20 protein-coding genes and 2 pseudogenes are annotated in these 26070 nt (G+C 70.4%); 13 read left to right on the forward strand and 9 right to left on the reverse strand.

The annotated features are described in order from the left end of the window. Nucleotides 1-119: 119 nt before the first annotated feature. Nucleotides 120-1262 (reverse strand): aminoglycoside phosphotransferase family protein, encoded by a 1143-nt coding sequence (locus tag ACFXC1_RS06385; RefSeq protein ID WP_381239621.1) that lies wholly within the window; start codon nt 1260-1262, stop codon nt 120-122. Between the two features lie 243 nt (nt 1263-1505). On the opposite strand from ACFXC1_RS06385, the gene ACFXC1_RS06390 reads away from it, so the two are divergent. Beyond that, a complete protein-coding gene (locus ACFXC1_RS06390) occupies nt 1506-3014 on the forward strand; it encodes a DNA-binding protein NsdB (RefSeq protein ID WP_381239624.1) in 1509 nt (502 codons plus the stop codon). 27 nt (nt 3015-3041) lie between these two features. Here ACFXC1_RS06390 and ACFXC1_RS06395 read toward each other — a convergent pair whose 3' ends face one another. Next, nucleotides 3042-4469 (reverse strand): PP2C family protein-serine/threonine phosphatase, encoded by a 1428-nt coding sequence (locus ACFXC1_RS06395; protein ID WP_381239626.1) that lies wholly within the window; start codon nt 4467-4469, stop codon nt 3042-3044. A 538-nt stretch (nt 4470-5007) separates the two neighbouring features. On the opposite strand from ACFXC1_RS06395, the gene ACFXC1_RS06400 reads away from it, so the two are divergent. After that, nucleotides 5008-7287: a M4 family metallopeptidase gene (locus tag ACFXC1_RS06400; RefSeq protein ID WP_381239629.1), complete on the forward strand. Its 2280-nt coding sequence runs from the start codon at nt 5008-5010 to the stop codon at nt 7285-7287. A 501-nt stretch (nt 7288-7788) separates the two neighbouring features. Here ACFXC1_RS06400 and ACFXC1_RS06405 read toward each other — a convergent pair. After that, nucleotides 7789-8676: an SDR family NAD(P)-dependent oxidoreductase gene (locus ACFXC1_RS06405; RefSeq protein ID WP_381239631.1), complete on the reverse strand. Its 888-nt coding sequence runs from the start codon at nt 8674-8676 to the stop codon at nt 7789-7791. Nucleotides 8677-8747: 71 nt separating this feature from the next. On the opposite strand from ACFXC1_RS06405, the gene ACFXC1_RS06410 reads away from it, so the two are divergent. Continuing rightward, a complete protein-coding gene (locus tag ACFXC1_RS06410) occupies nt 8748-9683 on the forward strand; it encodes a LysR family transcriptional regulator (protein ID WP_381239633.1) in 936 nt (311 codons plus the stop codon). Between the two features lie 10 nt (nt 9684-9693). Beyond that, nucleotides 9694-10083, forward strand: a pseudogene (locus ACFXC1_RS06415) (DUF4158 domain-containing protein); the annotation flags it as partial. A 42-nt stretch (nt 10084-10125) separates the two neighbouring features. On the opposite strand, the gene ACFXC1_RS06420 reads toward ACFXC1_RS06415, so the two are convergent. Next, nucleotides 10126-10272, reverse strand: a complete 147-nt coding sequence (locus ACFXC1_RS06420) for a hypothetical protein (RefSeq protein ID WP_381241153.1) — start codon at nt 10270-10272, stop codon at nt 10126-10128. A gap of 675 nt (nt 10273-10947) precedes the next feature. Between ACFXC1_RS06420 and ACFXC1_RS06425 the strand changes: the two genes are divergently transcribed. Next, the gene (locus ACFXC1_RS06425; RefSeq protein ID WP_381239636.1) at nt 10948-11361 is read left to right on the forward strand and encodes an SsgA family sporulation/cell division regulator; all 414 of its coding nucleotides are present in this window, start codon (nt 10948-10950) and stop codon (nt 11359-11361) included. Nucleotides 11362-11500: 139 nt separating this feature from the next. After that, nucleotides 11501-13525 carry a phosphocholine-specific phospholipase C gene (locus tag ACFXC1_RS06430; RefSeq protein WP_381239638.1) on the forward strand — a complete coding sequence of 675 codons (2025 nt, stop codon included), beginning with the start codon at nt 11501-11503 and terminating at the stop codon, nt 13523-13525. Here the strand turns inward: ACFXC1_RS06430 and ACFXC1_RS06435 are convergent. Both ACFXC1_RS06435 and ACFXC1_RS06440 read right to left on the reverse strand, forming a co-directional pair. After that, on the reverse strand, nt 13515-14540 hold the full coding sequence (locus tag ACFXC1_RS06435; protein ID WP_381239640.1) for a Gfo/Idh/MocA family protein: 1026 nt from the start codon (nt 14538-14540) through the stop codon (nt 13515-13517). The genes ACFXC1_RS06430 and ACFXC1_RS06435 overlap by 11 nt on opposite strands. A gap of 81 nt (nt 14541-14621) precedes the next feature. After that, nucleotides 14622-15722 (reverse strand): baeRF3 domain-containing protein, encoded by a 1101-nt coding sequence (locus ACFXC1_RS06440; protein WP_381239643.1) that lies wholly within the window; start codon nt 15720-15722, stop codon nt 14622-14624. A gap of 66 nt (nt 15723-15788) precedes the next feature. Between ACFXC1_RS06440 and ACFXC1_RS06445 the strand changes: the two genes are divergently transcribed. The 3 genes and pseudogenes from ACFXC1_RS06445 to ACFXC1_RS06455 all read left to right on the forward strand — a co-directional run. Then, nucleotides 15789-17237 (forward strand): basic amino acid/polyamine antiporter, encoded by a 1449-nt coding sequence (locus ACFXC1_RS06445; protein WP_381239646.1) that lies wholly within the window; start codon nt 15789-15791, stop codon nt 17235-17237. Nucleotides 17238-17271: 34 nt separating this feature from the next. Beyond that, a complete protein-coding gene (locus ACFXC1_RS06450; RefSeq protein WP_381239649.1) occupies nt 17272-18534 on the forward strand; it encodes an arginine deiminase in 1263 nt (420 codons plus the stop codon). Nucleotides 18535-18616: 82 nt separating this feature from the next. Beyond that, nucleotides 18617-19015, forward strand: a pseudogene (locus ACFXC1_RS06455) (asparagine synthase-related protein); the annotation flags it as partial. Here the strand turns inward: ACFXC1_RS06455 and ACFXC1_RS06460 are convergent. Next, nucleotides 18998-20608 carry an alpha/beta hydrolase gene (locus ACFXC1_RS06460; protein ID WP_381239651.1) on the reverse strand — a complete coding sequence of 537 codons (1611 nt, stop codon included), beginning with the start codon at nt 20606-20608 and terminating at the stop codon, nt 18998-19000. The pseudogene ACFXC1_RS06455 and the gene ACFXC1_RS06460 sit on opposite strands and share 18 nt — an antisense overlap. Nucleotides 20609-20940: 332 nt before the next feature. Here ACFXC1_RS06460 and ACFXC1_RS06465 point away from each other — a divergent pair, with 332 nt between their 5' ends. Then, nucleotides 20941-21579, forward strand: coding sequence for a chaplin (locus ACFXC1_RS06465; protein WP_381239653.1), 639 nt, complete (start codon nt 20941-20943; stop codon nt 21577-21579). Between the two features lie 81 nt (nt 21580-21660). Here ACFXC1_RS06465 and ACFXC1_RS06470 read toward each other — a convergent pair whose 3' ends face one another. Both ACFXC1_RS06470 and ACFXC1_RS06475 read right to left on the reverse strand, forming a co-directional pair. After that, nucleotides 21661-22179, reverse strand: coding sequence for a GNAT family N-acetyltransferase (locus ACFXC1_RS06470; RefSeq protein WP_381239656.1), 519 nt, complete (start codon nt 22177-22179; stop codon nt 21661-21663). A 25-nt stretch (nt 22180-22204) separates the two neighbouring features. Beyond that, a complete protein-coding gene (locus ACFXC1_RS06475; RefSeq protein ID WP_381239658.1) occupies nt 22205-23134 on the reverse strand; it encodes a LysR family transcriptional regulator in 930 nt (309 codons plus the stop codon). 177 nt (nt 23135-23311) lie between these two features. Between ACFXC1_RS06475 and ACFXC1_RS06480 the strand changes: the two genes are divergently transcribed. From ACFXC1_RS06480 to ACFXC1_RS06490, 3 genes are all read left to right on the forward strand, one after another. Beyond that, nucleotides 23312-24211: an SDR family oxidoreductase gene (locus ACFXC1_RS06480; RefSeq protein WP_381239661.1), complete on the forward strand. Its 900-nt coding sequence runs from the start codon at nt 23312-23314 to the stop codon at nt 24209-24211. 91 nt (nt 24212-24302) lie between these two features. Further along, a complete protein-coding gene (locus ACFXC1_RS06485) occupies nt 24303-25079 on the forward strand; it encodes a GNAT family N-acetyltransferase (protein WP_381239663.1) in 777 nt (258 codons plus the stop codon). A gap of 57 nt (nt 25080-25136) precedes the next feature. Further along, nucleotides 25137-26066: an NAD-dependent epimerase/dehydratase family protein gene (locus ACFXC1_RS06490; RefSeq protein ID WP_381239664.1), complete on the forward strand. Its 930-nt coding sequence runs from the start codon at nt 25137-25139 to the stop codon at nt 26064-26066. The last annotated feature ends 4 nt before the right edge of the window (nt 26067-26070 follow it).

Consider the following 26070-nt stretch of genomic DNA (forward strand, 5'->3'; position numbering starts at 1 on the left):
GGTCTTTATTTTTAATAATATTGGGGTTTTTCATAAGTGGTCACACAAATTGGTGCACCAAAAACACCCCAGCGCCGGGGGGGCCCGGTGGGGGGCCCCCCCGCGGACCTTCATCCCCGTCAGCGAGTGCCGACCGCCGCACGCACGGCCCGTCGGGCCAACTGGCAGTCGTCGTGCAGCCGCCTCAGCAGCAGCCGTTGTTCCTCGCCGGACGGCGCAGCACCCGGGTGGGCCGCCCCCGGTGCCGTCGGGGTCGTGTCGTGCATCGAACGCTGCACGGCCATCTCGTAGGTACGGATCTCCCGGGTCAGCACCAGCATCAGGTTCACCAGGAAGGCGTCCCGCGAGGCCGGTCCCGCCGACTGCGCGATCTGGCTGATCTGCCGCCGGGCCACGGGTGCGTCCCCGAGGACCGCCCACAGCGTGGCGAGGTCGTAGCCCGGCAGGTACCAGCCCGCGTGCTCCCAGTCCACCAGCACTGGACCGGCCGGTGAGAGGAGGATGTTGGACAGCAGGGCGTCGCCGTGGCAGAACTGGCCCATGCCCTGACGGCCCGCCGAGTGCGCGATGCCGTGCAGCAGCTTCTGCAGGTCTCCCATGTCCCGGTCGGTGAGCAGCCCCAGCTCGTGATAGCGGGAGATCCGGGCCGCGTAGTCCAGCGGGGCGTCGAAGGTGCCCGCCGGCGGTCGCCAGGCGTTGAGCCGGCAGATCGCGCCGAGCGCCGCCCTGATGTCCGCCCGCGGCGGAGCCTCCGCCGGGTGCCGGTGCAGCGCCGCCACCCGGCCCGGCATCCGCTCGATGACGAGCGTGCAGTTGTCCGGGTCCGCCGCGATCAGCCGCGGCACCCGCACCGGGGGGCGGTGCCGGACGAACGAGCGGTACGCCGCTATTTCATGCCGGATCCGCTCGGCCCACGCGGGGGAGTGGTCCAGTAAACACTTCGCTACGGCCGTGCTGCGTCCGGTCGTTCCGACCAGGAGCACGGAGCGACCGTTGCGGCGTAGCACCTGCACCGGAGCGAACTCCGGGCAGATCCGGTGCACCGACGCGATCGCCGTACGCAGCTGGGCGCCCTGAGGGCCGGACAAGTCGAGTCTCCCGCTGAGCGGTTGGGTGCCGAGCCCCGGAGCGCGCCGCGGCCTGCCCGCACCGAGCACGGGGCCGGCCGCCGGGCGCGCCGGGTCGAGGTAGGGGCCGCCGGCGCCCGGGCGGGGGTGCAGCGACCGGGGCGGGGCGGACACGGAGGACGATGCTGTGTACATGGGAGAGACAGATCCCTTCGTGTGCCTGCAGTGCCTGTCCAAGCAAGCGCGCTACCCGGCCCGGTCCCGCGGGTCCATCCTGGGGAATGTCCCTCGGTGACCGGGTCGGGGTGGCGCGTTCCTACCTGACACCAGATGCGCAGTGGCACACCATCTGGCGCACCCTGGCGAACCCTGGCGAATAGTCGCCCGGCACAGCGCACCGGGCTATGTTCAAGTCAGCCGAGAACCTGGGGGCTTGACGTGAACGGACAACCCAACTCCCGTCTCTCGGACCTGTTCGGCCTGGCCGGCTGGTCCAAGGGCGAACTCGCGCGGCTGGTCAACCGGCAGGCGGCGGCCATGGGCCACCCCCAGCTCTCGACCGACACCTCGCGGGTACGGCGTTGGATCGACACGGGAGAGATCCCGCGCGATCCGGTGCCGCGGGTGCTGGCGGCTCTCTTCACCGAGCGTCTCGGCCGTGTCGTGACCATCGAGGACCTCGGTCTGGTCCGGCACGGGCGTGTGGGGAAACGGCCCGACGACGGGAGTGTGGAACATCCCGACGGTGTGCCGTGGGCGCCCGAACGGACTGCTGCGGTCCTCACCGAATTCACGGGAATGGACCTCATGCTCAACCGACGCGGCTTGGTGGGCGCGGGCGCCGCGCTCGCCGCAGGCTCCGCACTCAGCAGCGCCATGTACGCATGGCTGCACTCCGATCCGACTCTCTCCGCCGACGCTCCCCGGTTCGACGATCCCCTGCACGCCGACCCTGCTGGGTTCGACCGCTACGAGGCCGCCCCCATCGGGTCGCAGGAGATCGAGGAACTGGAGGAGTCCGTCCAGGTGTTCCGGGCCTGGGACGCGGCCCGCGGCGGCGGGCTGCAGCGCAAGGCTGTGGTGGGACAGCTCAACGAGGTGGGCGGCATGCTGGCCTACCGGCACCCCGCAGATCTCCAGCGGCGCCTGTGGGGCGTCGCCGCCAACCTCGCCGTACTCGCGGGCTGGATGTCGCACGACGTCGGCCTGGAGCCCACGGCCCAGAAGTACTTCGTCATCGCCGCCCACGCGGCCCGTGAGGGCGGCGACCGGCCCCGCGCCGGGGAGGCGCTCTCCCGGGCGGCTCGCCAGATGGTGCACCTGGGCCGGCCCGACGACGCGCTCGATCTCATGAAACTCGCCAAGACCGGTTCCGGCGACGAGGTGCTGCCGCGCACCCGGGCGATGCTCTACACCGTCGAGGCCTGGGCGCAGGCGTCGATGGGCAAGGGCCAGGCCATGCGCCGCACCCTCGGCCAGGCGGAGGACCTCTTCGTCTCCGACCGCGGCGACGTACCGTCCCCGAGCTGGATGCAGACGTTCAAGGAGGAGGACCTCTACGGCATGCAGGCCCTGGCCTACCGCACCCTGGCCGAGCACGAGCCGGGAGCGGCCGTGCACGCCCAGTACTTCGCGGAGAAGGCGCTGGCGCTGCGGGTCGACGGTCGGCAGCGGTCGAAGATCTTCGACTTCCTGTCGATGGCGTCCGCCTGCTTCATCGCGGACGACCCTGAACAGGCGGACAGGTACGCGCGGTTGGCCCTGGCGTCGATGGGATCGAACTCATCCCACCGCACCTGGGACCGGCTGCGCGAGATGTACCGGCTCACGGCTCAGTACTCCAACTACCCGAGGATCCACGAGCTCCGGGAGGAGATCAAACTCGCTCTGCCCAGGCCACAGTCCAGGAGCGCGCGGACCAGGAACGCCAACAGCGCCCAGGCGTAGGGAGGTTGTGGCTGGGCTTTATACGACCTAGGTGGTCCTGGCGACCAGCACGCAGGCGTCGTCCTCGCGCGCGGAGTCGCCGAACTCCTCGACGACCATGCGTACGCAGTCCTGTGCGGTGCGCGCCTCGCCGAACCGCGGGGCCAGGTCGAGGAGTCGGTCCACAGCCTCCGGCCTGTCGTGCCCGGTCACCAGTCCGTCCGTGTGCAGCAGGAGTACGTCGCCCGCTTCGAGGGTCTCCTCGGCCTGTCCGTAGGACGCTCCCGAGGTGGCGCCGAGCAGGACGCCGTCCGGTGCGCTCAGCATGCGCCCCGTCCCGTCGCGGAACAGCAGCGGGGCGGGGTGTCCTGCCTGCGCCCAGGTCAGGGTGCGGGTCTCGGGCCGGTACCGGCAGCACACCGCGCTGCCCAGGGCCGGTTGGACCGTGGCGTCCAGTAACTGGTTGAGCCAGGACATCAGTTGGCCGGGCTCGGTGCCCGCCATCGCCATGCCGCGCAGGGCGCCGAGCAGCATCGCCATGCCCGAGGTGACGGCGACACCGTGTCCGGTGAGGTCGCCCACGCTCAACAGGGTGGCTCCGTCGGAGAGTTGGAGCGCGTCGTACCAGTCGCCGCCGATCAGCGCGTTCGTCGAGGAGGGCAAATAGCGGGCGGCCAGGTCGAGTGTCTCCGGCCCCTGGTGCGGGAGCCGCAGGGTGCCGCGCCACGGCGGCAGCACGGCCTCCTGCAGCTCGACCGCGAGCCGGCGCTCGGTCTGCGCGTGGTGCCGGTGGCGCTGCAGCGAGTCACGGGTCTCGCTCACCGTCCGCTGGCTGCGCCGCAGTTCGCTGACGTCCCGCAGCACGGCCCACATCGAGGCGGTGCCACCGTCGGCGTCGAGCACGGGCTCGCCCATCATGTGCACGGTGCGTACGGCGCCGTCGGGCCGTACGACGCGGAACTCGCCGTCGATGGGCTTGGCGTCGACCAGGCAGTCCGTGACCATCGCCGTCAGGCCCGGCCGGTCCTCGTCCAGGACCAGGGACGGCAGTTCGTCCAGGGTGAGCGGGGGAGCGGCCGGATCGCGGCCGAGGATCTGGTACAGCTCCCCGGACCAACTCACCGCGTCCGTCAGCAGATTCCACTCGGCGCTGCCGACCCGGCTGAGCAGCGAGTCGCCTCGGGGCGCTTCCGGTACGGCAGTTGGGGCCGGCGGCGTCTCGACGGCCACCGGCACGGGCGGCGGGCCGTCCCGCAGCTGGGCCAAGTGCTCGTCGAGATCGCTGAGTTGATGCAGCGCCAGATCGCACAGCGCCCGCTGCCACCGCTCCCGGGGATCCGAACCGTCCCGCTGCGCGTCCCGCCGTACGGCGTCCACGTCGCCCATGAGCTGCCGCGCCTGCGATATCAGCGCGTCGACCGAGCCGCGCGCGGGCGGCTGGGCGGCTGGGCGGTCCGCAGAGAGATGGGACGGCATGACGCACTCCGATGCGGGGACGGTTCGACCAAGGCGGATGGAGGGACCGGTTACGACTGTCGCACAGCCCGCGACGCCCTGTAAGGGATTTGGCAACACCCGATCCGGTGGTGCTTCTGGCATATGCCAGCGTCTTCACGGACGGATGGTGCCGTGTTGGTGGCGTAGCTGCCCGGGTGGAGCAAGTCGTATACGCCGTACGCGAGTTGGGGTATGGATCACCCGCCGGAGTCGACATTCAACCACCTGTTCGACGGCCTTGTGTTCCCGCATGGTGCACCTGTCCGACAGGAGGCCGAAAAGCGTTGCTCGGATGAGTGATCCGCAGTACGCAACAGCCATTTTGAGCCGTTGCTTTGTTATAGCCATGACAATTCTGTGGGCGTGATGCCACGCTGCTGTGCACCACGCTCACCGAGCGTTCACTTCATCCTCACCCTTCCTCCCCGCACCCGCGCGCCGCCGGACGGCCGTACCCCGGCCCGACCCGCTCTCCAGGACTCCACCGAGTCCGACCACCCCACATAAGGAGAACGCCTTGACCCGGCATGACCGTTATCCGCACCACCCCAGATACACCGCCGCTCTGGTGCTCACCGCAGTCGGCACCCTGCTGGCCGCCGGAATGCAGACCGGCGCCGCCTCCGCCGTCCCCGGCGGCGGCCACTCCCCGGTGAAGATCCTGGCCACCCCCCGGGCCGGAGCCGCCCCGGCCACGCTGACGCCGGCGAAGCACGCCGCCCTCCTCAAGAGCGCGGGCGCGGCCGTCAGGAGCACGGCGAAGAACCTCGGCCTCGGGGCCAAGGAGAAGCTCGTCGTCAAGGACGTCACCCAGGACGCCGACGGCACCACCCACACCCGCTACGAGCGGACGTACGCCGGACTGCCCGTCCTCGGCGGCGACCTGGTCGTCCACGCCAAGAGCGGCCGCCTCTCGGTGACGAAGGCCGCCAAGGCCGACCTGAACCTGGCGGACCTCACCCCGAACGTGTCCTCGGCGACGGTGAAGACCAAGGCGCTCGCAAGCGCGGCCAAGGCGGGCGGCGAGCAGGCCAAGCTCGACGGCGCCCCGCGCCTCGTCGTCTGGGCCGCCGGAGCCAAGCCCGTCCTCGCCTGGGAGGCGGTGGTCGGCGGCTTCCAGGACGACGGCACCCCCAGCGAACTCCACGTGATCACCGACGCCGATTCGGGCAAGCCCGTCTTCCAGTACCAGGGCATCGAAACCGGCACCGGCACCGGCCAGTTCAACGGAACGGTCCCGCTCAGCACCACGCTCGACCCGGCGACCTCGACGTACCAGCTCGTCGACGGCGACCGCGCCGGCCACAAGACCTACGACCTGAACCAGGGCACCTCGGGCACGGGTACCTTGTTCACAGATGACAACGATGTCTGGGGTGACGGTACCGCGGCCAACCGCCAGACCGCGGGCGTGGACGTCGCGTTCGGCGCCGCGGCCACCTGGGACTACTACAAGGACGTTTTCGGCCGCAACGGCATACGCAACGACGGCGTGGCCGCCTACAGCCGGGCCCACTACGGCAGCAACTACGTCAACGCCTTCTGGTCCGACACCTGCTTCTGCATGACCTACGGCGACGGCTCGGGCAACACCCACCCGCTGACGGCCCTTGACGTGGCCGCGCACGAGATGAGCCACGGCGTCACCGCCGCGACCGCCGGCCTCACCTACTCCGGCGAGTCGGGCGGCCTCAACGAGGCCACCTCGGACATCTTCGCCGCCGCCGTGGAGTTCCACGAGAACCTCCCCGCCGACGTCCCCGACTACCTGGTCGGCGAGAAGATCGACATCAACGGCAACGGCACACCGCTCCGCTACATGGACAAGCCCTCCAAGGACGGCGCGTCCCGCGACTACTGGAGCTCGACGCTCGGCAGCGTCGACGTCCACTACTCCTCGGGCCCGGCGAACCACCTCTTCTACCTGCTGTCCGAGGGCAGCGGCGCGAAGACCGTCAACGGCGTCTCCTACGACAGCCCCACCTACGACGGCGTGCCCGTCGCCGGCATCGGCATCGACAACGCCCAGAAGGTCTGGTACCGGGCGCTCACCACGTACATGACCTCGTCCACCAACTACGCCGGAGCCCGCACCGCGACCCTCCAGGCCGCCGCGGACCTCTTCGGCGCGTACAGCCCGACGTACCTCGCTGTGGCCGACGCGTGGGCGGCGATCAACGTCGGCAGCCGGATCGCGCTCGGCGTCAACGTGGCCCCGATCTCCGCACAGATCAGCGGAGTCGGACAGTCCGTGTCCCTGCAGACCAGCGCGTACACCACCAACTCCGGTGCGGGGCTGACCTATTCGGCCACGGGACTGCCCGACGGACTCTCCATCGACAGCACCGGCCTGATCTCCGGCATCCCGACCACCCTCGGCAGCAGTGACGTCACGGTGACCGTCACCGACGACACGGGCGCGTCCGCCACCGCCTCCTTCACCTGGCGGGTGGCGAACATCTACGCCAGCAGCACCCGGGTGGACATCCCCGACAACGCCGCCGCCGTGGAGTCCCCGATCACGGTCACCGGCCGCGACGGCAACGCCTCGGCAACCACCCAGGTCTACGTCAAGATCGTCCACACCTACCGCGGCGACCTCACCGTCGACCTCGTAGGCCCGAACGGCACGGTCTACTCCCTGCTGAACCGCTCCGGCGGCTCCGCCGACAACGTCGACCAGACCTTCACCGTCGACGCCTCCGCCCAACCGGTCAACGGCACCTGGAAGTTGCGGGTCCAGGACCACGCGGCGATCGACGTCGGCTACATCGAGCAGTGGCAGCTGACGCCGTGACACGCACCTCGCGTGACTGACCGTCCATGACGGTCCCGGCCGCGCCCCCACTCCGGCTCACACCGGAGGGCGGGGCGCGGCCGGAGCGGTTGCCCGTGGCGTGTATCGGATCTCGGACGTCAGCATCGTGCCGGCCGCAGCCGCCACCGCTGCCGGAGGTGCGGGGCGCTCCGGCCGTCCTCGTCACGACCGGCGACTGCGGATGACCGGCGGAACTGACCGCCACGAAAGGGGCGTTGCCGTCGGCCGCGAGTGCGCCGTGCAGTTCGGTGGCGAGGGCGAAGTGCCCCAGGTGGGCCTTCGCCGCATGGAAGGGAGCCGAGGTCCGTCAGGTCGAGCCGCCTCACGTGCACCCGCTCGTTGCCGGCCGTCGCGGTGCATTCTCCCGCCGTCAAGTCCCGTACGGCGAGAGTGACTTAGGCGCCCGTGGCGGCCGGCAGTCATGCGTGAACTCCCTGCTGTGCGGCGCTGGTTGTGCCGTGGTTCCGTGCCGCGCCCCGGTCAGGGCGTGAGCTTCAGGTCCTGCTCGGCCAGTGGTTTGCCGGAGTGCCAGTCCAAGGCGGCGCCGAAGCGTACGAGTTCGCCGTAGAGCGCGGGGTCGACGTGCTCCGCGAAGACGAGGTCGAGCACGGCGCTCGCGGCCTCGGCCGGGGACTTGGCCTGGCTGAAGTCGTCGAACCAGGGGCGGGAGGTGGCCGTGTCCACCATGCCGGGGCACACGGACGCGATCAGGGTGTCGCTCGCCAGGTCGTCCTGACGGCGTTCCGCGGCGACCGCGCGGACGGCGGCGACCTGGGCCACCTTCGAGGGCACGTTCAGCCAGAGCGGCCAGCCCGCCTCGGCCGTGGTCCGCTGGTGGACGGCGCTGCGCCAGGACTCGACGGCGTACTCGACCTGGTCCAGGCTCGCGCCGTCGAACAGATCGTGCAGCGCGGGGTCGAGATGGCCGAGGGTGCCGAGGCTGCTGGCCACGACGAGGAACCGGCCGCCCGGGCGGAGGATCGGTGCGAAGGAGCGCAGCATCGCGTGGGTGGCGGTGTTGGAGACGCCGATGAACTCGTCGGCGCGCTCGGACTGCGACTCCCCGGGGAGCATGCGGGTCACGGCGTTGGAGATCACGATGTCGACCCCGCCGTGGCGCTGCCGCAACTCGTCGGCGAGGTGGGCGATGGCGTCGGTGTCGGTGACGTCGAGAACCCGGCCCTCCACCCGGCTGCGGGTGCCGGGCAGACCGGCCACTTCCCGGGCCGCGTCGGTGACCCGCCGCCCGTCGCGGCCGGTGAGCAGAACGGTGTCGTCGGGGCCCATACGGGCCGCCAGTCCCTCGGCGAGGGCGCGGCCGAGTCCCTGGTTGGCGCCCGTGACGAGGGCGATGCGTGGAGCGTTCATGGCTCCACGGTAGGAACGATCACAGCCATGCGTCCAACGAGAGTTACGCACCGCTAATATGCGTAATCGTCATGGACTTCACGGATGTGTCACTCACCGCCCTGCGCGTCTTCCGCGCGGTCGCCGAACAGGGGACGTTCACGGCCGCCGCCGCGTCGCTGGGCTACACCCAGTCGGCGGTGTCCCGGCAGATCGCCGCGATCGAACGCGCCGCGGGCACGGAACTGCTGGAACGCCGCCGCGACGGCGTACGGCTCACCCCGGCCGGCCGCATCGTCATGCGCAGGGCGACGGTCGTACTCGACGAGATCGACACCACCGCCCGCGAACTGTCCGGGCTGCCCACCGAGGCCGCGACGGTCCGCCTGGGCTGGCTGCCCAGCGCCGGAGCGGCCCTGCTGCCCCGCGTCCTGCTCGCCCTGCGCCGCAGCGACCCGGACCTGAACGTCGTCAGCCGGGAAGGCGGCACCCCGGCGCTGGTACGCGCCCTGCGGGCCGGCAGCCTCGACCTGGCCCTGCTGGCGTCCGCGCCCCCCTTCCGCCCACCGGACACCGAATCACCCCCGCTGGTCCTGCGTACCCTCGTTGAGCGTCCGCTGTACCTCGCCGTGCCCGCCACCCATCCGCTGGCCCGCGCCGACTTCGTCGACGTGGCCGACCTGCGCGGGCAGCGCTGGATCGCCGGTTCCTCCTCCGGCGAGGACCGCCTCATGGGCGTATGGCCCGGCCTCGACGAACGCCCCGAGATCGCCCACACCGCCCGCGACTGGCTGGCCAAACTCCAACTCGTCGCAGCGGGCTGCGGGTTGACGACGGTCTCCGCCTCCCTCGCCCCAGCCGTCCCGGCGGGGGTACGGGTCCTGCCGGTGCGCGGCGGCCCGCAGGAGCAGCGGCGACTACTGCTGGCGCGGCTTCCGGGGGCGCCCGGCGAGGCGGTCACCCGGGTGGCGGTCGCCCTGCGCCTCGCAGCCCTGGAAACGGACACGCTGGGCGGGGACGCGGGATGAGTCGCCTCGAATGAGTTCCCCAGCCGGCCCGACCGGCCTCCCCAACACGGGCTCGCTGGGCGGACGTTGGGCCGCCACGCAGTACCCGCGCACCGATCGGCACGCCACAGGACGCGAGCGTCACCGGACCGCCGGTGAAGAATGGCCTTCGGGGAGTATCGGAACGGAACTTGGCAAGAGGCCCGCCACGGCGGTCCCGGCCGCCTTGGTGCGGTTCGTCGCCGCGCAGCTCGGCACCGACGACGAGCACTTCGCCGAGGGTGAGGCGGAGCTGCGGGAGTTCGTGGCGGCGCGGGTGTGGTCGTCGCCGGAGGGACCGCGAGCTTTGTTCGATCGGGCGGTGGTGTGGCTGGTGAACAAGCGGGTGCTGCTGCCCGGCGTGACGACGCCGACCCGGATGGTCGCCGCTGTCCGCCAGGAGGAGAACGACCGGCTGTACGCCTCACCGTACGAGGTGATCAACCGCGCCGGCGCCCACGCCCCGAACCTCACGGGCGCGGTCCTGGGCAAGGACCATGGCCCTGCCGGAGACACGTTTCGGGCCCAGCCGCAGCCGCTCCAGCTGCGACAGCCGCTTCTTCTCCGGCACCCCGTGCAGACCCTGTACGCGGGCTCGAACGGACGAGCTCGGCGCCCTCGGCCCGCCGCTGCCCTCGTCAGCCGCTTCGTGGCGGTCGCGGTCCGCCCCCAGAGCGCACGCGGCTCGATGAAGTGCTGTAGGCCCGGTCAGAGCGGACGGGGAACAGTTCCGCAATTTTTCCGGCACCTCTGGCAGGCGTCCTGTCCTGCCGCGCGTCGCTCTGGTCGGGGTCGGTGTCGAGCGAGGCCGGGCAGGATCCGGTGTCGGGGTGTGTGGCGAGTTCGATCAGAACACTGAGCCTTCGGCTCGCGGCCTGTAGCTCGACGGTCTTCGCGTCGATGCGGGCGCGCTCGTGGCGCAAGCGGTCCAGTAGCTACGTCTTCGAGGAGGACCCGGGCACCTCCGGCCGCCTCCACCCCCTCCAGCGGCCGAAGTTCCGCGACCAGACTCCGCCCGCTGCCATACGGTCCGTCGCACCTGCTCCGCGGCCCCGTCCATGGGCTCCCCCCACATGGCTCGTCCGCCCCACCGCAAACGAATTCACCAGCAGCCCCACACAACGACCATCAAGTGATGCACGTCACATAAAGTCATTCGAGCTTCCGCGTAATGCAAAGGGCACCTGCGAGGTCGTACAGGCACACGGCAATCCTGCCGACCTCTCACTCATAGCGGAGACCGACCATGGACATCACCCTCGAACAACCCACCCGAGCCCGGCTGATCACGGCCGACGACACCGAGATTCCCGTGTCGGCCACGCTCCGCTACCTCTCCTGGGACCCCCTTGCCGTGCACCTCGACTTCCCGCCCGAGGTGTCCCTCGACGGTGACACGGTCACCTGGACCTTCGCCCGGGCGCTGCTGGAGGAGGGGCTGCGGCGGCCGGCCGGGAGCGGGGACGTGCACCTGTGGCCGTGCGGTCAGGCTCGTACGGTGCTGGAGTTCCACTCGCCGTTCGGGCTCGCCCTGCTCCACTTCCAGACCCCGGCGCTGCGCCGCTTCCTGCTGCGGACCTACGACGTGGTAGCCACCGGGAAGGAGGACATGGACGCGGTCGTCGAGCGGGGGCTGAGCGCCCTGTTCGGGAGTGTCTGAGGGCAATTCGGCGCCAGGACAGCGGTTTTGACTTTTGTTCACCTCCACCTCACCGTCCGGGTATGGACCTTGGCGATCACCCCGTGCACCCTTGCGCGCGGTGTGCCGCTCGGGCACGCCTGGGACGAGGACGGGGCGAATGACACCGATCAGCCGAAGAAGTTTCGTGGGGCTCGGTGCGACCGTTGCGGCGGGCATGGCGACGGGCGCAGGCGCACGGCCCGCGATCGCCGCCCAGCAGGCGGCGACCGGCACGATCTCGGACGTGAAACACGTGGTGATCCTCATGCAGGAGAACCGCAGCTTCGACCACTACTTCGGGCGCCTCAAGGGCGTCCGCGGCTTCGACGACCGCAGCGGCATCACCCTCAGCGGCGGCTACCCGGTCTTCGACCAGCCCAACGGCGGCGGCCGTCAGTACCCGTGGAAGCTGAGCGCCACCCCGGCCGCGGGCGGCAAGGACGGCGAGACCCTCGCCCAGTGCAACGGCGACCTGCCGCACTCCTGGTCCTCACAGCACTCCGCGTGGAACAAGGGCCGCCTCGACAACTGGGTCTCGGGCGTCGGCAATGTCCGCTCGCTCGGCTATCTCGACCGCGCCGACATCCCCTTCCACTACGCGCTCGCCGACAACTACACGATCTGCGACGCCTACTTCTGCTCCACCCTCAGCGCGACCGGCCCCAACCGCACCTACCTGTGGAGCGGCAAGGTCGACTCCTCCAGCTACGACGGCGGTGACGAGTCCGGCCTGACCTGGCAGAACTACGCCGAGGCGCTGCAGAACGCCGGAGTGACCTGGAAGGTCTACCAGAACGCGGCCGACAACTACGGCGACAACGCCTGCGCCTACTTCAAGAACTTCACCAACTCCAAGGCGGGCAGCCCCCTTTACGACCGCGGCATGTCCTCCGTCCCGGCCACCACCGGCTCGACCCCCGACGACATCGCCGCCGCCATCAAGGCCGACGTCCTCGCCGGCACCCTCCCGCAGGTCTCCTGGGTCGTCCCCAACCAGGCCTTCTCCGAGCACCCCTACGCCCCGCCCGGCGACGGCGCGCACTTCATCGGCCTCGTCTACCAGGCCCTCGCCGCCGACGGAGACGTCTTCGACTCGACCGTCCTGTTCCTCAACTACGACGAGAACGACGGCTACTTCGACCACGTCCCGCCACCCGCCCCGCCGGCCGGCACCGACGGCGAGTTCCTCAACGGCGTCCCCTACGGCTTCGGCTTCCGTGTCCCGATGATCGTCATCTCGCCCTGGACGCGCGGCGGTTGGGTCTCCTCCGAGGTCTTCGAGCACACCTCGGTGCTCCGCTTCCTGGAGACCTGGACCACCGCCCTCGGCAAACCCGCCGCCTGCCCCAACATCAGCACCTGGCGCCGCAAGGTCAGCGGCGACCTGACCGGTGTCTTCGACTTCGCCAACCCGGTCTACGGCTCCGTCGCGCTCCCCGCGACCGGCGTCATCGGCATCTCCACCTGCGGCCCGCTGCCCAACCCGGTGCCGACGAACAACACCCTGCCGGCGCAGGAGACCGGCACCCGGCCCGCCCGCGCGCTGCCGTACCAGCCCAACGGGTACCTGGACCACCTGGAGTTCGGGTCGAGCGGCAAGATCCTCGCCTGGTTCGCCATGGCCAACCAGGGCGGCGCCGCCAAGAGCGCCGCCCATCTCTCCATCCACCCCAACGCCTACCGCGACACCACGCCCTGGCAGTACACGATCGACCCCGGCGGCACCGCCTCCGACTACTTCAACATCGGTACGGGCTACGGCAGCGGCAAGTACGACCTCTCCATGGTCGGCCCCAACCGCTTCCTGCGGCGCTTCCAGGGCGACGCCACGAAGGCGGGCAAGTCGGTCGAGGTGAGCACCCGTTACGCCGTCGAGTCGGGCACCGGCAAGCTCGCGATCTACTTCAAGATGACCAACTCGGGCTCCGCGGCGGTGAAGTTCACCATCACCTCCAACCACTACCGCAGCGACGGACCGTGGACGTACACGGTCGCGGCGGGCTCGTCGACGGAGGACTTCTTCAACGCCGTGGCCTACCAAGGCGGTTGGTACGACTTCACGGTCACCGTCGACTCCGACGCGACCTGGTCGCGCCGGTTCACCGGTCACCTGGAGTCGGGCGCGGCGAGCGTCAGCGGCTGAGGTCGGCGTACAGGTCCGGGCGCGGGGCGAGTTCGACGGCCACCCGGCCGCCGCTCTCCAGCGCCCGGACCCCGGCCTCGGCGACCACGGAGGACGCGTAGCCGTCCCAGACGCTCGGGCCGGTGACGCGGCCCTGCCGGGTGGCGTCGACCCAGGACTGCACCTCGCGGTCGTAGGCGTCCGCGAACCGCACGAGGTAGTCCAGCGGAACGTCCTCGTGCGCGCTGCCGTGGGTGGTGACGACCATCGTGTGGTCCTCGCCGATCCGGGCACTGCCCGCCTCGCACACGGCCTCGCAGCGCACCTGGTAGCCGAAGCCGGAGTTGACGAAGACCTCGACGTCGACCAGGGCACCGCCCTCGGTCTCGAAGAGCACGAGCTGCGGGTCGATCAGCCCCTCCGGGGCGTTCGCCGACGAGCGCGGGCTGAGCACCGTCACCGCCGTGAGCTCCTGTCCGAGCAGCCAGCGCGCCGCGTCGATCTCGTGCGAGACCGAGCTGTCGATGAGCATCGCAGAGGTGAAGTAGGGCGGCGACGACACATTGCGGTGGGTGCAGTGCAGCATCAGGGGGCGCCCCAACTGCCCGCTGTCCAGCAGGGACTTGAGGCGCTGGTACTCCGCGTCGTAGCGCCGCATGAAGCCGATCTGCGCCAGCCGCCGCCCGAGCCGTGCCTCCGCCTCCACCACCCGGAGTGCCCCTGTGGAGTCGGGCACCATGGGCTTCTCGCACAGCACCGGCAGTCCGCGTGCGAAGGCCGCGAGCAGCGCCTCCTCGTGCGCGGGGCCCGGCGAGGCGATGAGCACCGCCTCGACCCCGGGGGCGTCGAGCGCGGCCACGGCGTCCTCGTGCACCGTGACCGCGTCCAGACCGGCCGCCGCCTCCTTGGCGCGCTCGGTGTCCGGGTCGGCCACCGCGGCCACTCTGGCGCCGCTCACCACCTGGTCGAGGCGTCGTATGTGGTCGGCTCCCATGTGTCCCGCACCCAGCACGGCCACGCCCAGCAGGTCACCCACGTGTGCTCTCCCTCTGCGTCGACGATCACGCCGTAGCGTACGCCGCAGGGGAGAGGCGGCCTCGGGGGTGAAGGGGCGGGCTCAGTAGCGCAGCACGCCCGCGATGCCGTCCGCGTCGTTCAACGTGCCGTCCGGTACGAAGCGGACCTCGGCGCCCGTCTCCAGGCACTGTTCGACGATCTCGTCCACGATGTCCTCGCGGGCGTCGAGATCGCCGCTGTCGGCCGGGACGAGGTGGTCGCCGTGGTCGTCGCGGACCGTGACGCGGTAGTTCTCCTCGACGGCCAGCAGCCGGACCCGGCCCTCGCGGGCGTTCTGCCATACCTCGTCCACGCCGGCCGCGAACTCCTTGCGCCCGCGCGCCGATTCGAGCTCCCGGGTCACCGTGACGGTGTTGTTCCGGGCCTCCGCGTCGACCAGCGGCCGTACGGCCTGCCACACCGCGTCGGGTGTGCCGTGTGCGAGACCGCCATGGGGGATGTGCACCGCGTCCTTGGTGGCGCTGCCGACCTCGTCGAGTGCGGAGAGGGCCGCCTGCTCGCCGGTGATGTAGAGCGGGCGCCGGTGCTCACGCAGGATGCGGCCCATGGCGGTGTCGGCCTCGCGCAGGAAGTGCCGGGTGTCCTCGTCGCGGAAGGTGCTCGGGATGTCGCCGATCCGCTCCTGGCGCTCGGCGTCGAAGTTGTCCCGGTGGTCGCGGGTCAGCGGGAAGCCGCCGGTGTGGTCCTCGGCGACCCGGTCGACACCGCCGTTCCACAGCGTGACGCGGTCGGCGGAGACGGAGAGCACCCAGAACGGCCGCTCGGAGGCCTGCGCGGAGACGAGATTCCGGGTGAGGAACGTGTCGGAGAGCACCACACGTTCCGGCACGGACCTGGCGAGGGACCACACCTGGTGCTCGCCCGGCGCGGCGAAGATCACCAGCCCGTCCTCGGCGTGCGCGAGATCGACCTCGGCGAGGGCCTGGTCGAGTTGCCGGACGACGTCGATGCGCCGGTCCCGGGGTACCGCGGGATCGGCCTCCAGCTGCTTCTTGGCCTCGGCCAGCACATTGCGCAGCCGGACCGGATCCTGGGCGTTGTCGGGCTCGCGACGATGCGTCGGGGTGAGCACGGAGACCGCGGGGTAGGGGCGCGGGCGCCGCAGTTCGGTCAGGGTGGCGGGACTCAGTGCGTGCTCCATAACAGCACGATAGGGCCGATCGGCGGATGGGGCATATGGGGGAAGCCCGCCAGGCGATTGGGGCAAATGGTTGCTAACGTCCCACGGGTGACGCAAGCCGCCACTACCGACACCCGGACCAGGGCCGCCAAGCTGAGCCTGCCGACGCTGACCACCATGGTGGTCGGCTCCATGGTCGGGGCCGGGGTGTTCTCGCTTCCGCGCAGGTTCGCGCAGGAGACGGGGGTGGCCGGTGCCCTGATCGCCTGGGCCGTCGCCGGTACCGGGATGCTGATGCTGGCCTTCGTCTTCCAGACCCTCGCCGTCCGCAGACCCGACCTGGACGCCGGTGTGTACGCCTACGCGAAGGCCGGTTTCGGCGAATACCTCGGTTTCTTCGCCGCGTTCGGCTACTGGGCCAGCGCCTGCGTCGGCAACGTGACGTACTGGGTGCTGATCATGTCGACGATCGGCACCATCGCGCCCTCGCTCGGCGAGGGCGACACCGTCCTGGCGGTGGTCCTCTCCTCGGCCGGACTGTGGCTCTTCTTCCTGCTGATCAGCCGCGGGGTGAAGGAGGCGGCGGCCATCAACCGGATCGTCACCGTCGCCAAGGTCGTACCGATCCTCGTCTTCGTCGTCCTCGCGCTCTTCTACCTCAAGCCCCATGTCTTCGCCGAGAACTTCGGCGGCGCCGACTATGCGGGCTCCCTGTTCCAGCAGGTCAAGGGCACCATGCTGGCAACCGTCTTCGTGTTCCTTGGCGTGGAGGGCGCGAGCGTCTACTCCCGGCACGCCAGACGCCGCGAGGACGTCGGGCGCGCCACCGTCCTCGGCTTCCTCAGCGTCTTCGCCGTCTTCGCGTCGGTCACGATCGTGTCGTACGGCCTGATGCCGATGGGCGAGATCGCCGAACTGCGGCAGCCCTCCATGGCGGGCGTGCTGGAACACGCGGTGGGCACCTGGGGGAAGGTCTTCGTCAGTGTCGGGCTGATCGTCTCCGTGCTGGGCGCCTATCTCGCCTGGACGTTGATGGCCGCCGAGGTGCTGTTCGTCGCCGCCAAGGACGACGACATGCCGCGCTTCCTGAAGAAGTCCACACCGGCCGACGTGCCCGTGCCCGCGCTGGTGATGACCACGCTGCTGAGCCAAGTCGTCCTGGTCGTCACCTACTTCTCCGACGACGCCTTCAACTTCGCGCTGGACCTGACCAGTTCACTGACACTGATCCCGTTCCTGCTCGCGGCGGGCTTCGCCGTACGGATCGCCCTCGCGCAAACCCGTTCAGGGCGAGGCGAGTTGGTGGTCGCCGTGCTCGCCACCGTCTACACCGCGTTCCTCATCTACGCGGCCGGCTTCAAGTACCTCCTCGTCTCGTTCATCATCTACGCGCCCGCCACCTTCCTGTTCGTCAAGGCCCGCAGGGAACAGGGGCGTTCGCCCTTCTCCGCCCGCGAACCGGTGATCCTCGCCGTCTCGGTCGCGGGTGCCGTCGTCGGCGTCGTCGCCCTGGCAGCGGGCTGGATCAGCCTCTGACCCCGCCCGTGACCTCCGGAAGGGTGTGTGCACCGTGACCAGTCAAGACACCGTGGACCGACATGAGTACGGCGTCCACTCCGAGGTCGGCCGCCTGCGCAAGGTGCTGGTCTGCGCACCGGGCCTGGCCCATCGCAGGCTCACCCCGACCAACTCCGACGACCTGCTCTTCGACGACGTGATGTGGGTCGAGAACGCCCAGCACGACCACGCCGACTTCGTCAACAAACTCCGCGAACGCGGCGTCGACGTGGTCGAGTTGCACGAACTGCTCGCTCAGACCATGACGATCCCCGCCGCCAAGGACTGGCTCCTGGACCGGAAGATCGTCGCCAACGAGGTCGGCCTCGGCCTCATCGACGCGACCCGCGCCTACCTGGAGAGCCTCGAACCCGCCGAACTCGCCAAGTACTTGATCGGCGGCCTCGCCACCACCGACCTCCCCGACGACTACCGCACCGACTATGTCGCCCTCGCCCGCGAGTCCACCGGCGTCCGCGAATACCTGATGCCACCGCTGCCCAACACCCTCTACACCCGCGACACGACCTGCTGGCTCTACGGCGGCCTCACCCTCAACCCGCTCTACTGGCCCGCCCGGCACGACGAGACCCTGCTGATGAAGGCGATCTACACCTTCCACCCGGACTTCGCGGGCTCCCTCGTCTGGTGGGGCGACCCCGAACTCGACTGGGGGCAGGCCACGTTCGAGGGCGGCGACATCATGCCCGTGGGCAACGGCGTGGTCCTGATGGGCATGAGCGAGCGCACCTCGCGCCAGGCCATCACCCAGGTCGCCAAGGCACTCTTCGACCTGGGGGCCGCCGAACACGTCGTGGTCGCCGGTATGCCGAAACTGCGCTCCGCGATGCATCTCGACACCGTCTTCACCTTCGCCGACCGCGACCTGGTGACCCTGTACCCGGCGATCATGGACGCCGTCCACACCTTCTCCCTGCGCCCCGGCACCAAGGGGCCCGGCATCGACATCGTCGACGAGGGCCCGACCCCGTTCACCGACGTCGTCGCCAAGGCGCTCGGCCTGCCCGAGTTGCGGGTCGTGGAGACGGGCGGCGACGTCTACGCCTCCGAGCGCCAGCAGTGGGACAGCGGGAACAACGCGGTCGCGCTGGAGCCGGGCGTGGTCTTCACCTACGACCGCAACACCCAGACCAACACCCTGCTGCGCAAGGCCGGCGTCGAGGTCATCACGATCGTCGGCGCCGAACTGGGGCGCGGCCGGGGCGGCGGCCACTGCATGACCTGCCCGATCGTGCGGGACCCGGTGGAGTTCTGAACTGCCGCGCGAACCGGGGATGTTGGTGAACTCTTTGCCCGTGGCCGGTTCCTGACGAGCGCCGCCCGGTGGGACGCCGGCCGGCCTGGAGGTCCGCGTGCCGTTCTGCGACCATCGGCTCGTCGAGTACGTCTACAACACGCCCTGGTCCCTCAAGTCCTACGACGGCCGGGAGGAGACCCTGCTCAGGGAGGCCACCGCGGACGTCCTCCCGAAGTCCGTGTACGACCGGGTCAAGAGTCCGTACCCGTCCACCCAGGACCCCAAGTATGCGGTCGCCCTCCGGGACCATGCCAAGGACCTGCTCGCCCGCCCCTCCCACCCGGTCTTCGACCTTGTGGACCGTTCCAGGCTCCGCCAGGCCGCCCACCGCGACGCCCCCATCAGCACCCAGGCGGGCCGGCGCGGCCTGGAACGCGCCCTCGACCTGGCGCTCTGGCTCGACCTGTACAAGCCCGAGATCTCACTCGCCCGAGGGTGAGGTGTCCGGCTGGCAGGAACTCCCGCTGGGCGGCAGCGAGCCGTACAGCAGGAAGTCGTTGACCTTGGTGTGCACACACTTGGAAGACGCGTAACCGGTGTGGCCCTCACCCTTGTTGTCGAGCACCACGGCCGAGGAGCCGAGCCTATGTGCCGTCTCCACGGTCCAGCGGTACGGCGTCGCCGGGTCGCCCCGGGTGCCGACGAGCAGCATCTTCGACGTGTCCACGTTCTTGACGTCGTCGCGGATGTAGTCGGTGCCCTTGGGGCGGCCGTAGCACATCAGCACCTCGGTGAGCCGGTAGCGGCCGAAGACCGGTGACGCTGCCCGGTACTCGGCGCGCAGCCCGGCCAGGTCCTTGGTGATCCGCTCGGCGGTGGGGCGGTCGGGGTCGTCGGCGCAGTTGATGGCCATCAGCGCGGCCGGAAGGTTGTCGAGCGGGACGTCCTGCGCGTCGACGAGCCCGCCGCCCGACCCCTCGCCGCCGCTGCGCAGACCGGGCAGCCCGGCCCCGCCGGACGAGAACGCCATCACCGCGCGCGTGTCACCGTCCTCCACCAGCGAGGCGATGGCGCGCTCCAGCGTCGGCCACAGCTGCTTGCTGTACAGCGCCTGACTGATGGCGCCCACCAGGTCCTGGCCGGAGAAGGTGTCGCCGAAGTCCGTCTGCACCGGATCCCGGTCGAGCGAGTCGACGAGCCCTACGACCCGGTCCGGCGCCGACCGCGCGTCCGTGCCGAACGGACAGGCGATGTCCCGCACACACCAGTTGAGGAAGTCCTCCAGCGCGGTCTGCTGACCTTCGGCGCCCGCCATGCCCTGCTCGGACAGCGGCTCGGTGAGGGTGTCGACACCGTCGAGCACCAACCGGCCCACCTTCTTGGGGAACTGGGCCGCGTACACCGCGCCGAGCCGCGTTCCGTACGAGAAACCAAGGTAGTTGAGCTTCTTGTCGCCGAGGGCCTGGCGCATCACGTCCAGGTCCCGGGAGGCGTTGACCGTGCCTATGTGGGGCAGGACAGGGCCGGAGTACTTGGCGCAGACGGCCGCCGCCTTCCGCAGCTGCCTGAGGACGACCTTAGGATCGCTGCTGTCGATGTTCGCCGGGTCCTCGTCCGTCGCCGCCGAGCCCTGGTCGGCACCCGCGCCGCAACTCACGGGCGAGGACCTGCCGACGCCGCGCGGATCGAAGGTGACGACGTCGTAGCCGTTCGTCAGATCCATGAACTCCTTGCCGTCCGAGGCAAGTTCACTGACCCCCGCACCGCCGGGCCCACCGAAGTTCAGCAGCACCGAACCCCTCGACTTCCCGGTCGCCCGATAACGGGCCAGCGCGAGATCGAGCGTGGCCCCGCCGGGCTTCGCGTAGTCGAGCGGAACGGTGACTTTCCCGCACTGCAGATCCTTGGGCGCGTCCGGGTCCTTGCACGCGGCCCACTTCACCTTCTGGCGGTAGAACCGGGACAGGTCGGGCCGCGGCCCGTCGTCGGCCGTGGCGAGCGTGGGCAGCCCCGCGCCGAGCAGTGCCAGCGTGAGGGCCCCCGTGAACGCGCAGCGCCGGAACGCGGGCCGCGATGACAGCCTGGCCAGCATCAATGCCTCCAAGGACGCGCTGTGACCAGCGCCCTCGATCACGATAAGCGGGCCGTACGTGGCCCGCCTCCCGGCGGGCGGAACGGTGATCGGTGCCGTATTCTGCGCGCCTTCAATAGGCATAAGGGGTTTTCCGACTAATGGTTTTCCGATCGGTCGTGGGTATGGGAGCGGCGTTGTTACGAGTAGTTCGATAACCGTGACGCTCGATGGAGTGAAAGGCCGATAAGCCATAACTCGGATGGTGCGCCCACGTTTTATTCGGTGCGGGTGATTGCCCGCGACCAAGTCTGGAAGGCAGGGAGCCTATGAAACGGGTTACCCGAAACGGGATGATCGTCGTCGCCGCGGCGTCCGGTGCGATGGCCGCCGCGTTGCCGGCGTTCGCCGACTCCGCCGCGGACGGCTCGGCGGCCGGTTCGCCGGGTGTGGTCTCCGGCAACACGATTCAGCTCCCGGTGCATGTTCCGGTGAACGTGTGCGGGAACACCGTGAACGTGGTGGGGCTGCTCAATCCCGCCGCGGGCAACAGGTGCGCCAATGAAGGCGGCCCCGTCAGGCCCCGCGGAGGAGCCTCGGCACACGGCGGCGAAAAGGAATCGCCCGGTGTGCTGTCCGGAAACGGAGTACAGCTCCCGATCCATCTCCCGGTGAATGTCACCGGCAATTCCGTGAATGTCGTGGGCGTCGCCAATCCCGTCGTGGGGAACCAGTCGGTGAACACCCCTGCCGACCACCCCCGCCACCCGGCGCGGCCGACGCCCGAGCCGCCGGCGCCGACTCCGGCGCCGCCGAAGCCGCACCCGGCACCGGCTACGGAGGTACGGGGGCACCCCGCCCCGCCCGCCGCCGCGGCCTCACTGGCCCACACGGGCACGGACGCCCTGGTCCCGGCCGCCGCCGCGAGCGCGGCCCTCATCCTGGGCGGCGCCGCCCTGTACCGGCGCTTCCGCCCCGGAGCGGGCAGCTGACCCGAGCACCCGCGCCAGGACGGAAGGCCCCACCGGGCAGGCGACCGGTGGGGCCTCCGCCGTTCGAACTGCCTTGATGGATCAGGTGAGTTCGTCGCGCAGGATGCTGTACCGCACCCCGTCCCGCCACCGCCCGTCCCGGTACGCGACGCTGCGCAGGACGCCCTCCCGGGTGAACCCGGCCTTCTCCAGGGCGCGTTGCTCGGCGAGGTTCTCCGACTCCGTGTCCGCCTCGACGCGCATCACCAGGGTGTGCGCGAACAGATAGCGCACCAACTGCCGTTGGGCCTCGGTCCCGATACCCTGTCCGCGTGCCTCGGGCAGCAGGGTGATGCCCATGTTCCAGTAGTGGCAGTTCGGCGTGGTGGTGACCTTCCGCCAGGCGACGAACCCCACGGGCTCCTCGGCCCGGAGCACCGTCAGATACGACCGGTCACCGCCGAGCAGACGATCCTCCGACCACTGCCGCCGCCAGCGCCGGACATCGCTCCAGCCGTACCACTGGAACTCCGACGCGGCCTCCGGGTCGTCGAGGAAGCGCTCCATGACGGCCAGGCCGGGTTCGTCCACCGGTCGCAGTGCGATGTTGTCCAAGGTCATGCGGGACAAGCGTAGAGGGCCTCAACTAGTGGGCGCCGACCGGGTGTTCTCCAGAATCGGCCGGAGCTTTGAGGAGTGTGCGGGCCGCCTTCCGGAACGCGGACAGCAGCCGGTTGTGCTCGCCGGCCCGGGTCGCGAGCGCGACATGACTCGGCTCGACGCCGTGCAGGGGGATCGCGACGATGTCGGGGCGGATGGTCTGCCCGGGGAGGATGCCGGCCGCGATGGCCACGGCCCGTCCGTCGGCGACGAACTCGAACTTGTCCTCCAGGGCCCGGATCACCGGACCACCGGGCGCCGGCCGTCCGTCGGGCCGGGGATCGATACGCCAGAAGGCGGCCCACGCCGGGTCCGCGCCGGGGAGCTGCGGAACGGGCTCGTCGGCGATGTCGTCCACGGTCACGGACTCCTTCCCGGCCAGCCGGTGATCGAGCGGCACGAGCAGGACGCGTGGTTCGTCGTAGAGGATCGTGACCTCCAACTCGTCGGTGGAGAACGGCAGTCGGGCCACCACCGCGTCCACCCGCCGCTCCAACAGGGCGGCGCGTACGTCGTCGTAGGCCAGATGTACGACGTGCACATCGGCGTCCGGATGCCGGCGCCGTACCTCGCGCACCGCCGGGGTCACGAACAGGTTGGCCATGTATCCGACGGTGAGCCGGCTGGGCTCCGCCGCGGCGCGGGTCTCGGCGGCGGCCTGTGCGGTGGCACGCAACAGCCCCTTTGCGCGCGGGAGAAAGACCTCCCCGGCCTCCGTGAGCCGAGTGCCCTGCGGGGTGCGGTCCAGCAGCCGGGCACCCAACTGCTCCTCCAGGCGCCGGACTTGACGGCTCAGGGACGGCTGGGTGATGTGCAGGGCCTCGGCGGCGCGACCGAAGTGACGCTGCTCGGCGACGGCGATGAAATACCGCACGAGACGCAGTTCGAGGTCGGGCGCGGGAGACAGGTCCGTCATGCCCCCATCGTACTGCGCCACACGCCGCACATCTCGCCGAAAGGGTTACTGATCTGCTGTGATGCCTGATTCGCATTGCCTCATGCGAAACAGGCTTTGGACCCGGAACCGGTGCCCTGACCACGATGGAAGCACAGCACGACCCAGTTCGACACCCACCCATCGAAGGAACGCAGCATGCGTGTATTCGTCACCGGCGCGACCGGATTCATCGGCTCCGCCGTGGTCCGTGAACTGCTCGACGCGGGGCACACGGTCACCGGTCTGGCCCGCTCCGACGCGTCCGCCGAGGCGCTGACGGCCGCCGGCGCCGCCGTGCACCGGGGTTCGCTCGACGACCTCGACAGCCTGCGCCGCGGCGCCGAGGCGGCGGACGGGGTCTGCCATCTGGCGTTCATCCACGACTTCACCGAGTTCGCCGCCAACTGCGCCACCGATCTGCGCGCGATCGAGGCGATCGGCGAGGCGCTCGCGGGCACCGACAAGCCCTTCGTGGTGACCTCGGGCACCCCCGGGCTCGACCAGGGGCAGGTGGCCACGGAGGAGGACAGGGTCGACCCCGAGTCCTTCTCGGCGATACGGCAGCCGTCCGAGATCGCGGCGGTCGCGCTCGCGGAGCGGGGGGTACGGTCCTCGGTCGTCCGGCTGCCCCGGTCCGTGCACGGCAGGGGCGACAAGGGATTCGTCGCGGGGCTGATCGCCGTCGCCCGCCAGAAGGGCGTGTCGGCGTACGTCGGCGACGGCACCAACCGGTGGCCCGCCGTGCATCGCTTCGACGCGGCCCGGCTGTACCGATGGGCCCTGGAGTCGGCCCCGGCGGGCGCGCAGTACCACGCGGTCGGCGACGAGGGGCTGCCGCTCCGTGAGCTCGCGGAGGTCATCGCCGCCCGCCTCGACGTCCCTACGGGCAGTGTGACGCCCGAGGAAGCGGTCGCGCACTTCGGGTTCCTGGGCCTCGTCGCCTCGCTGGACTGCCCGGCGTCGAGCACGCTGACGCAGAAGCAGACGGGGTGGCAGCCGGTGGAGGTGGGCCTGCTGGCCGATCTCGAGGCGGGCCACTACTTCGCCGGAGAGTAATTCGACCAAGCAGAAGGGCTCCCGGCAGCGGCGCCACGCCCCGGCGCGTAATTCCGTTGCCGGGTTCGCCCGTGGATGTTGAAGTGGGCGCATGGATCATGCCGAGGTGCTCGCCCTCCACGACCGCGACCTGCGTGAACGCGCCCGACCCAGCGGGCCGGGCGCCCGGGTGGAGCGGACCGGGAGAGTGGTGCGCCAGGTCGCCGACGCGGACGGCTGGAACTGCATCCTGTGGACCGACCTGGACGAGATTGACGCCGACGCGGCGATCGCCGAACAGATCGCGTACTTCACGGGACTCGGCCGGGACTTCGAGTGGAAGCTCTACGGCCACGATCTGCCGACGGACCTCGGACAGCGGCTGACGGCGGCCGGGTTCACCCCCGAACCACAGGAGACGCTGATGATCGGCGAGATCGCGGCACTCGCCCTCGACGCCGAACTGCCGGACGGCATCCGCCTGTTGCCCGCCACCGACCGCGCGGGTGTCGACCTGGTGGCGGACGTCCACGAGAAGGCCTTCGGCACGGACAGCTCCCGACTGCGCTCCAGTCTGCTCGCCCAACTCGCCGGGGACCCGGACACGGTCGTCGCCGTCGTCGCCCTCGCCGGGGACGAACCGGTGAGCGCGGCACGGATGGAGCTCGTCCCCGGCACCAAGTTCGCCGGTCTGTGGGGCGGCGGCACGGTGGAGAGCTGGCGGGGTCGCGGCATTTACCGCGCCCTGGTCGCCCACCGCGCCCGCATCGCGGCCGACCGCGGCTACCACTACATCCAGGTCGACGCCTCCGACCAGAGCCGCCCCATCCTCGAACGCCTCGGTCTCGCTCCGCTCACGACCACCACGCCGTACGTCTACGAGCCGTAGAACCGCAGCTCGGCGGCGCGATGTCACATCCGCGCCGGCCCGATCCGTCGTACCGGCATGACGACGAATCCGAGCAATCAGAGCGGGCGGAGCATCCTCCTCGCCGGCGCGAGCGGCGTGCTCGGCTGCCACATCACCAAGGCCCTCACCGACGCCGGGCACAAGGTCACCGGTCTCGGCCGGGGATCCGGCAACGGCATCAGCGCCGACCTCATGGACCGCGACGGACTGCTCCGCGCGGTCGAGGGCCACCACTTCGACACGGTCGTCCATGCCGCGACCGCCCTGCGCAGGGCACCCCTGCGCCACCGCGACATGCACGCCACCAACGCCCTCCGCACCGAAGGCACCGCCCACCTCATCGAGGCCGCCCGGGCCACCGGCGCCCGCCGGTTCATCGCCGAGTCGATGGTCTACGGCTACGGCTACGGGGACTTCGGCCCCCGCCCGCTCACCGAGGACGACGCCTTCGGCCCGCGCGGCACCACACCGGAGCTGGAGAAGCACATCGAGGGCATGCGCACCAAGGAACAACTCACCTTCGGGGCACCGGACTTGGAGGGCATAGCCCTGCGCTTCGGCCTCTTCTACGGCCCCGGCGGCACCGACGCGATCCTGCCGATGCTCCGCAAGCGGCAACTGCCCGCCCCCGAGGACCATGGCAGGGTGCTGCCCTGGGTGGAACTCACCGACGCGGCCCGCGCGGTGGTCGCCGCCGTCGAACACGGGCGCCCGGGGCAGGCGTACAACATCACCGACCGTACCCCGCTCGGCTTCCGCGCCCATGTCCTGTGCGTGGCACGGGAGTTCGGGCTTCCGAAGCCGATCGCGCTGCCGCTGTGGGCGGTCCGTCCGATGGGATACGCGCACACGATGATGACGAGCAGCCAGCGCGTCTCCAGCGCGAAGGCCGAACGCGAACTGGGTTGGACGCCCGCGTACCCGTCCAGTCAGGACGGCCTCGCCGCGCTGCGCGCCGCACGCTGATCAG

It is taken from the genome of Streptomyces hokutonensis, from assembly GCF_042751305.1.
GTDB classification, from domain to species: domain Bacteria; phylum Actinomycetota; class Actinomycetes; order Streptomycetales; family Streptomycetaceae; genus Streptomyces; species Streptomyces hokutonensis_A.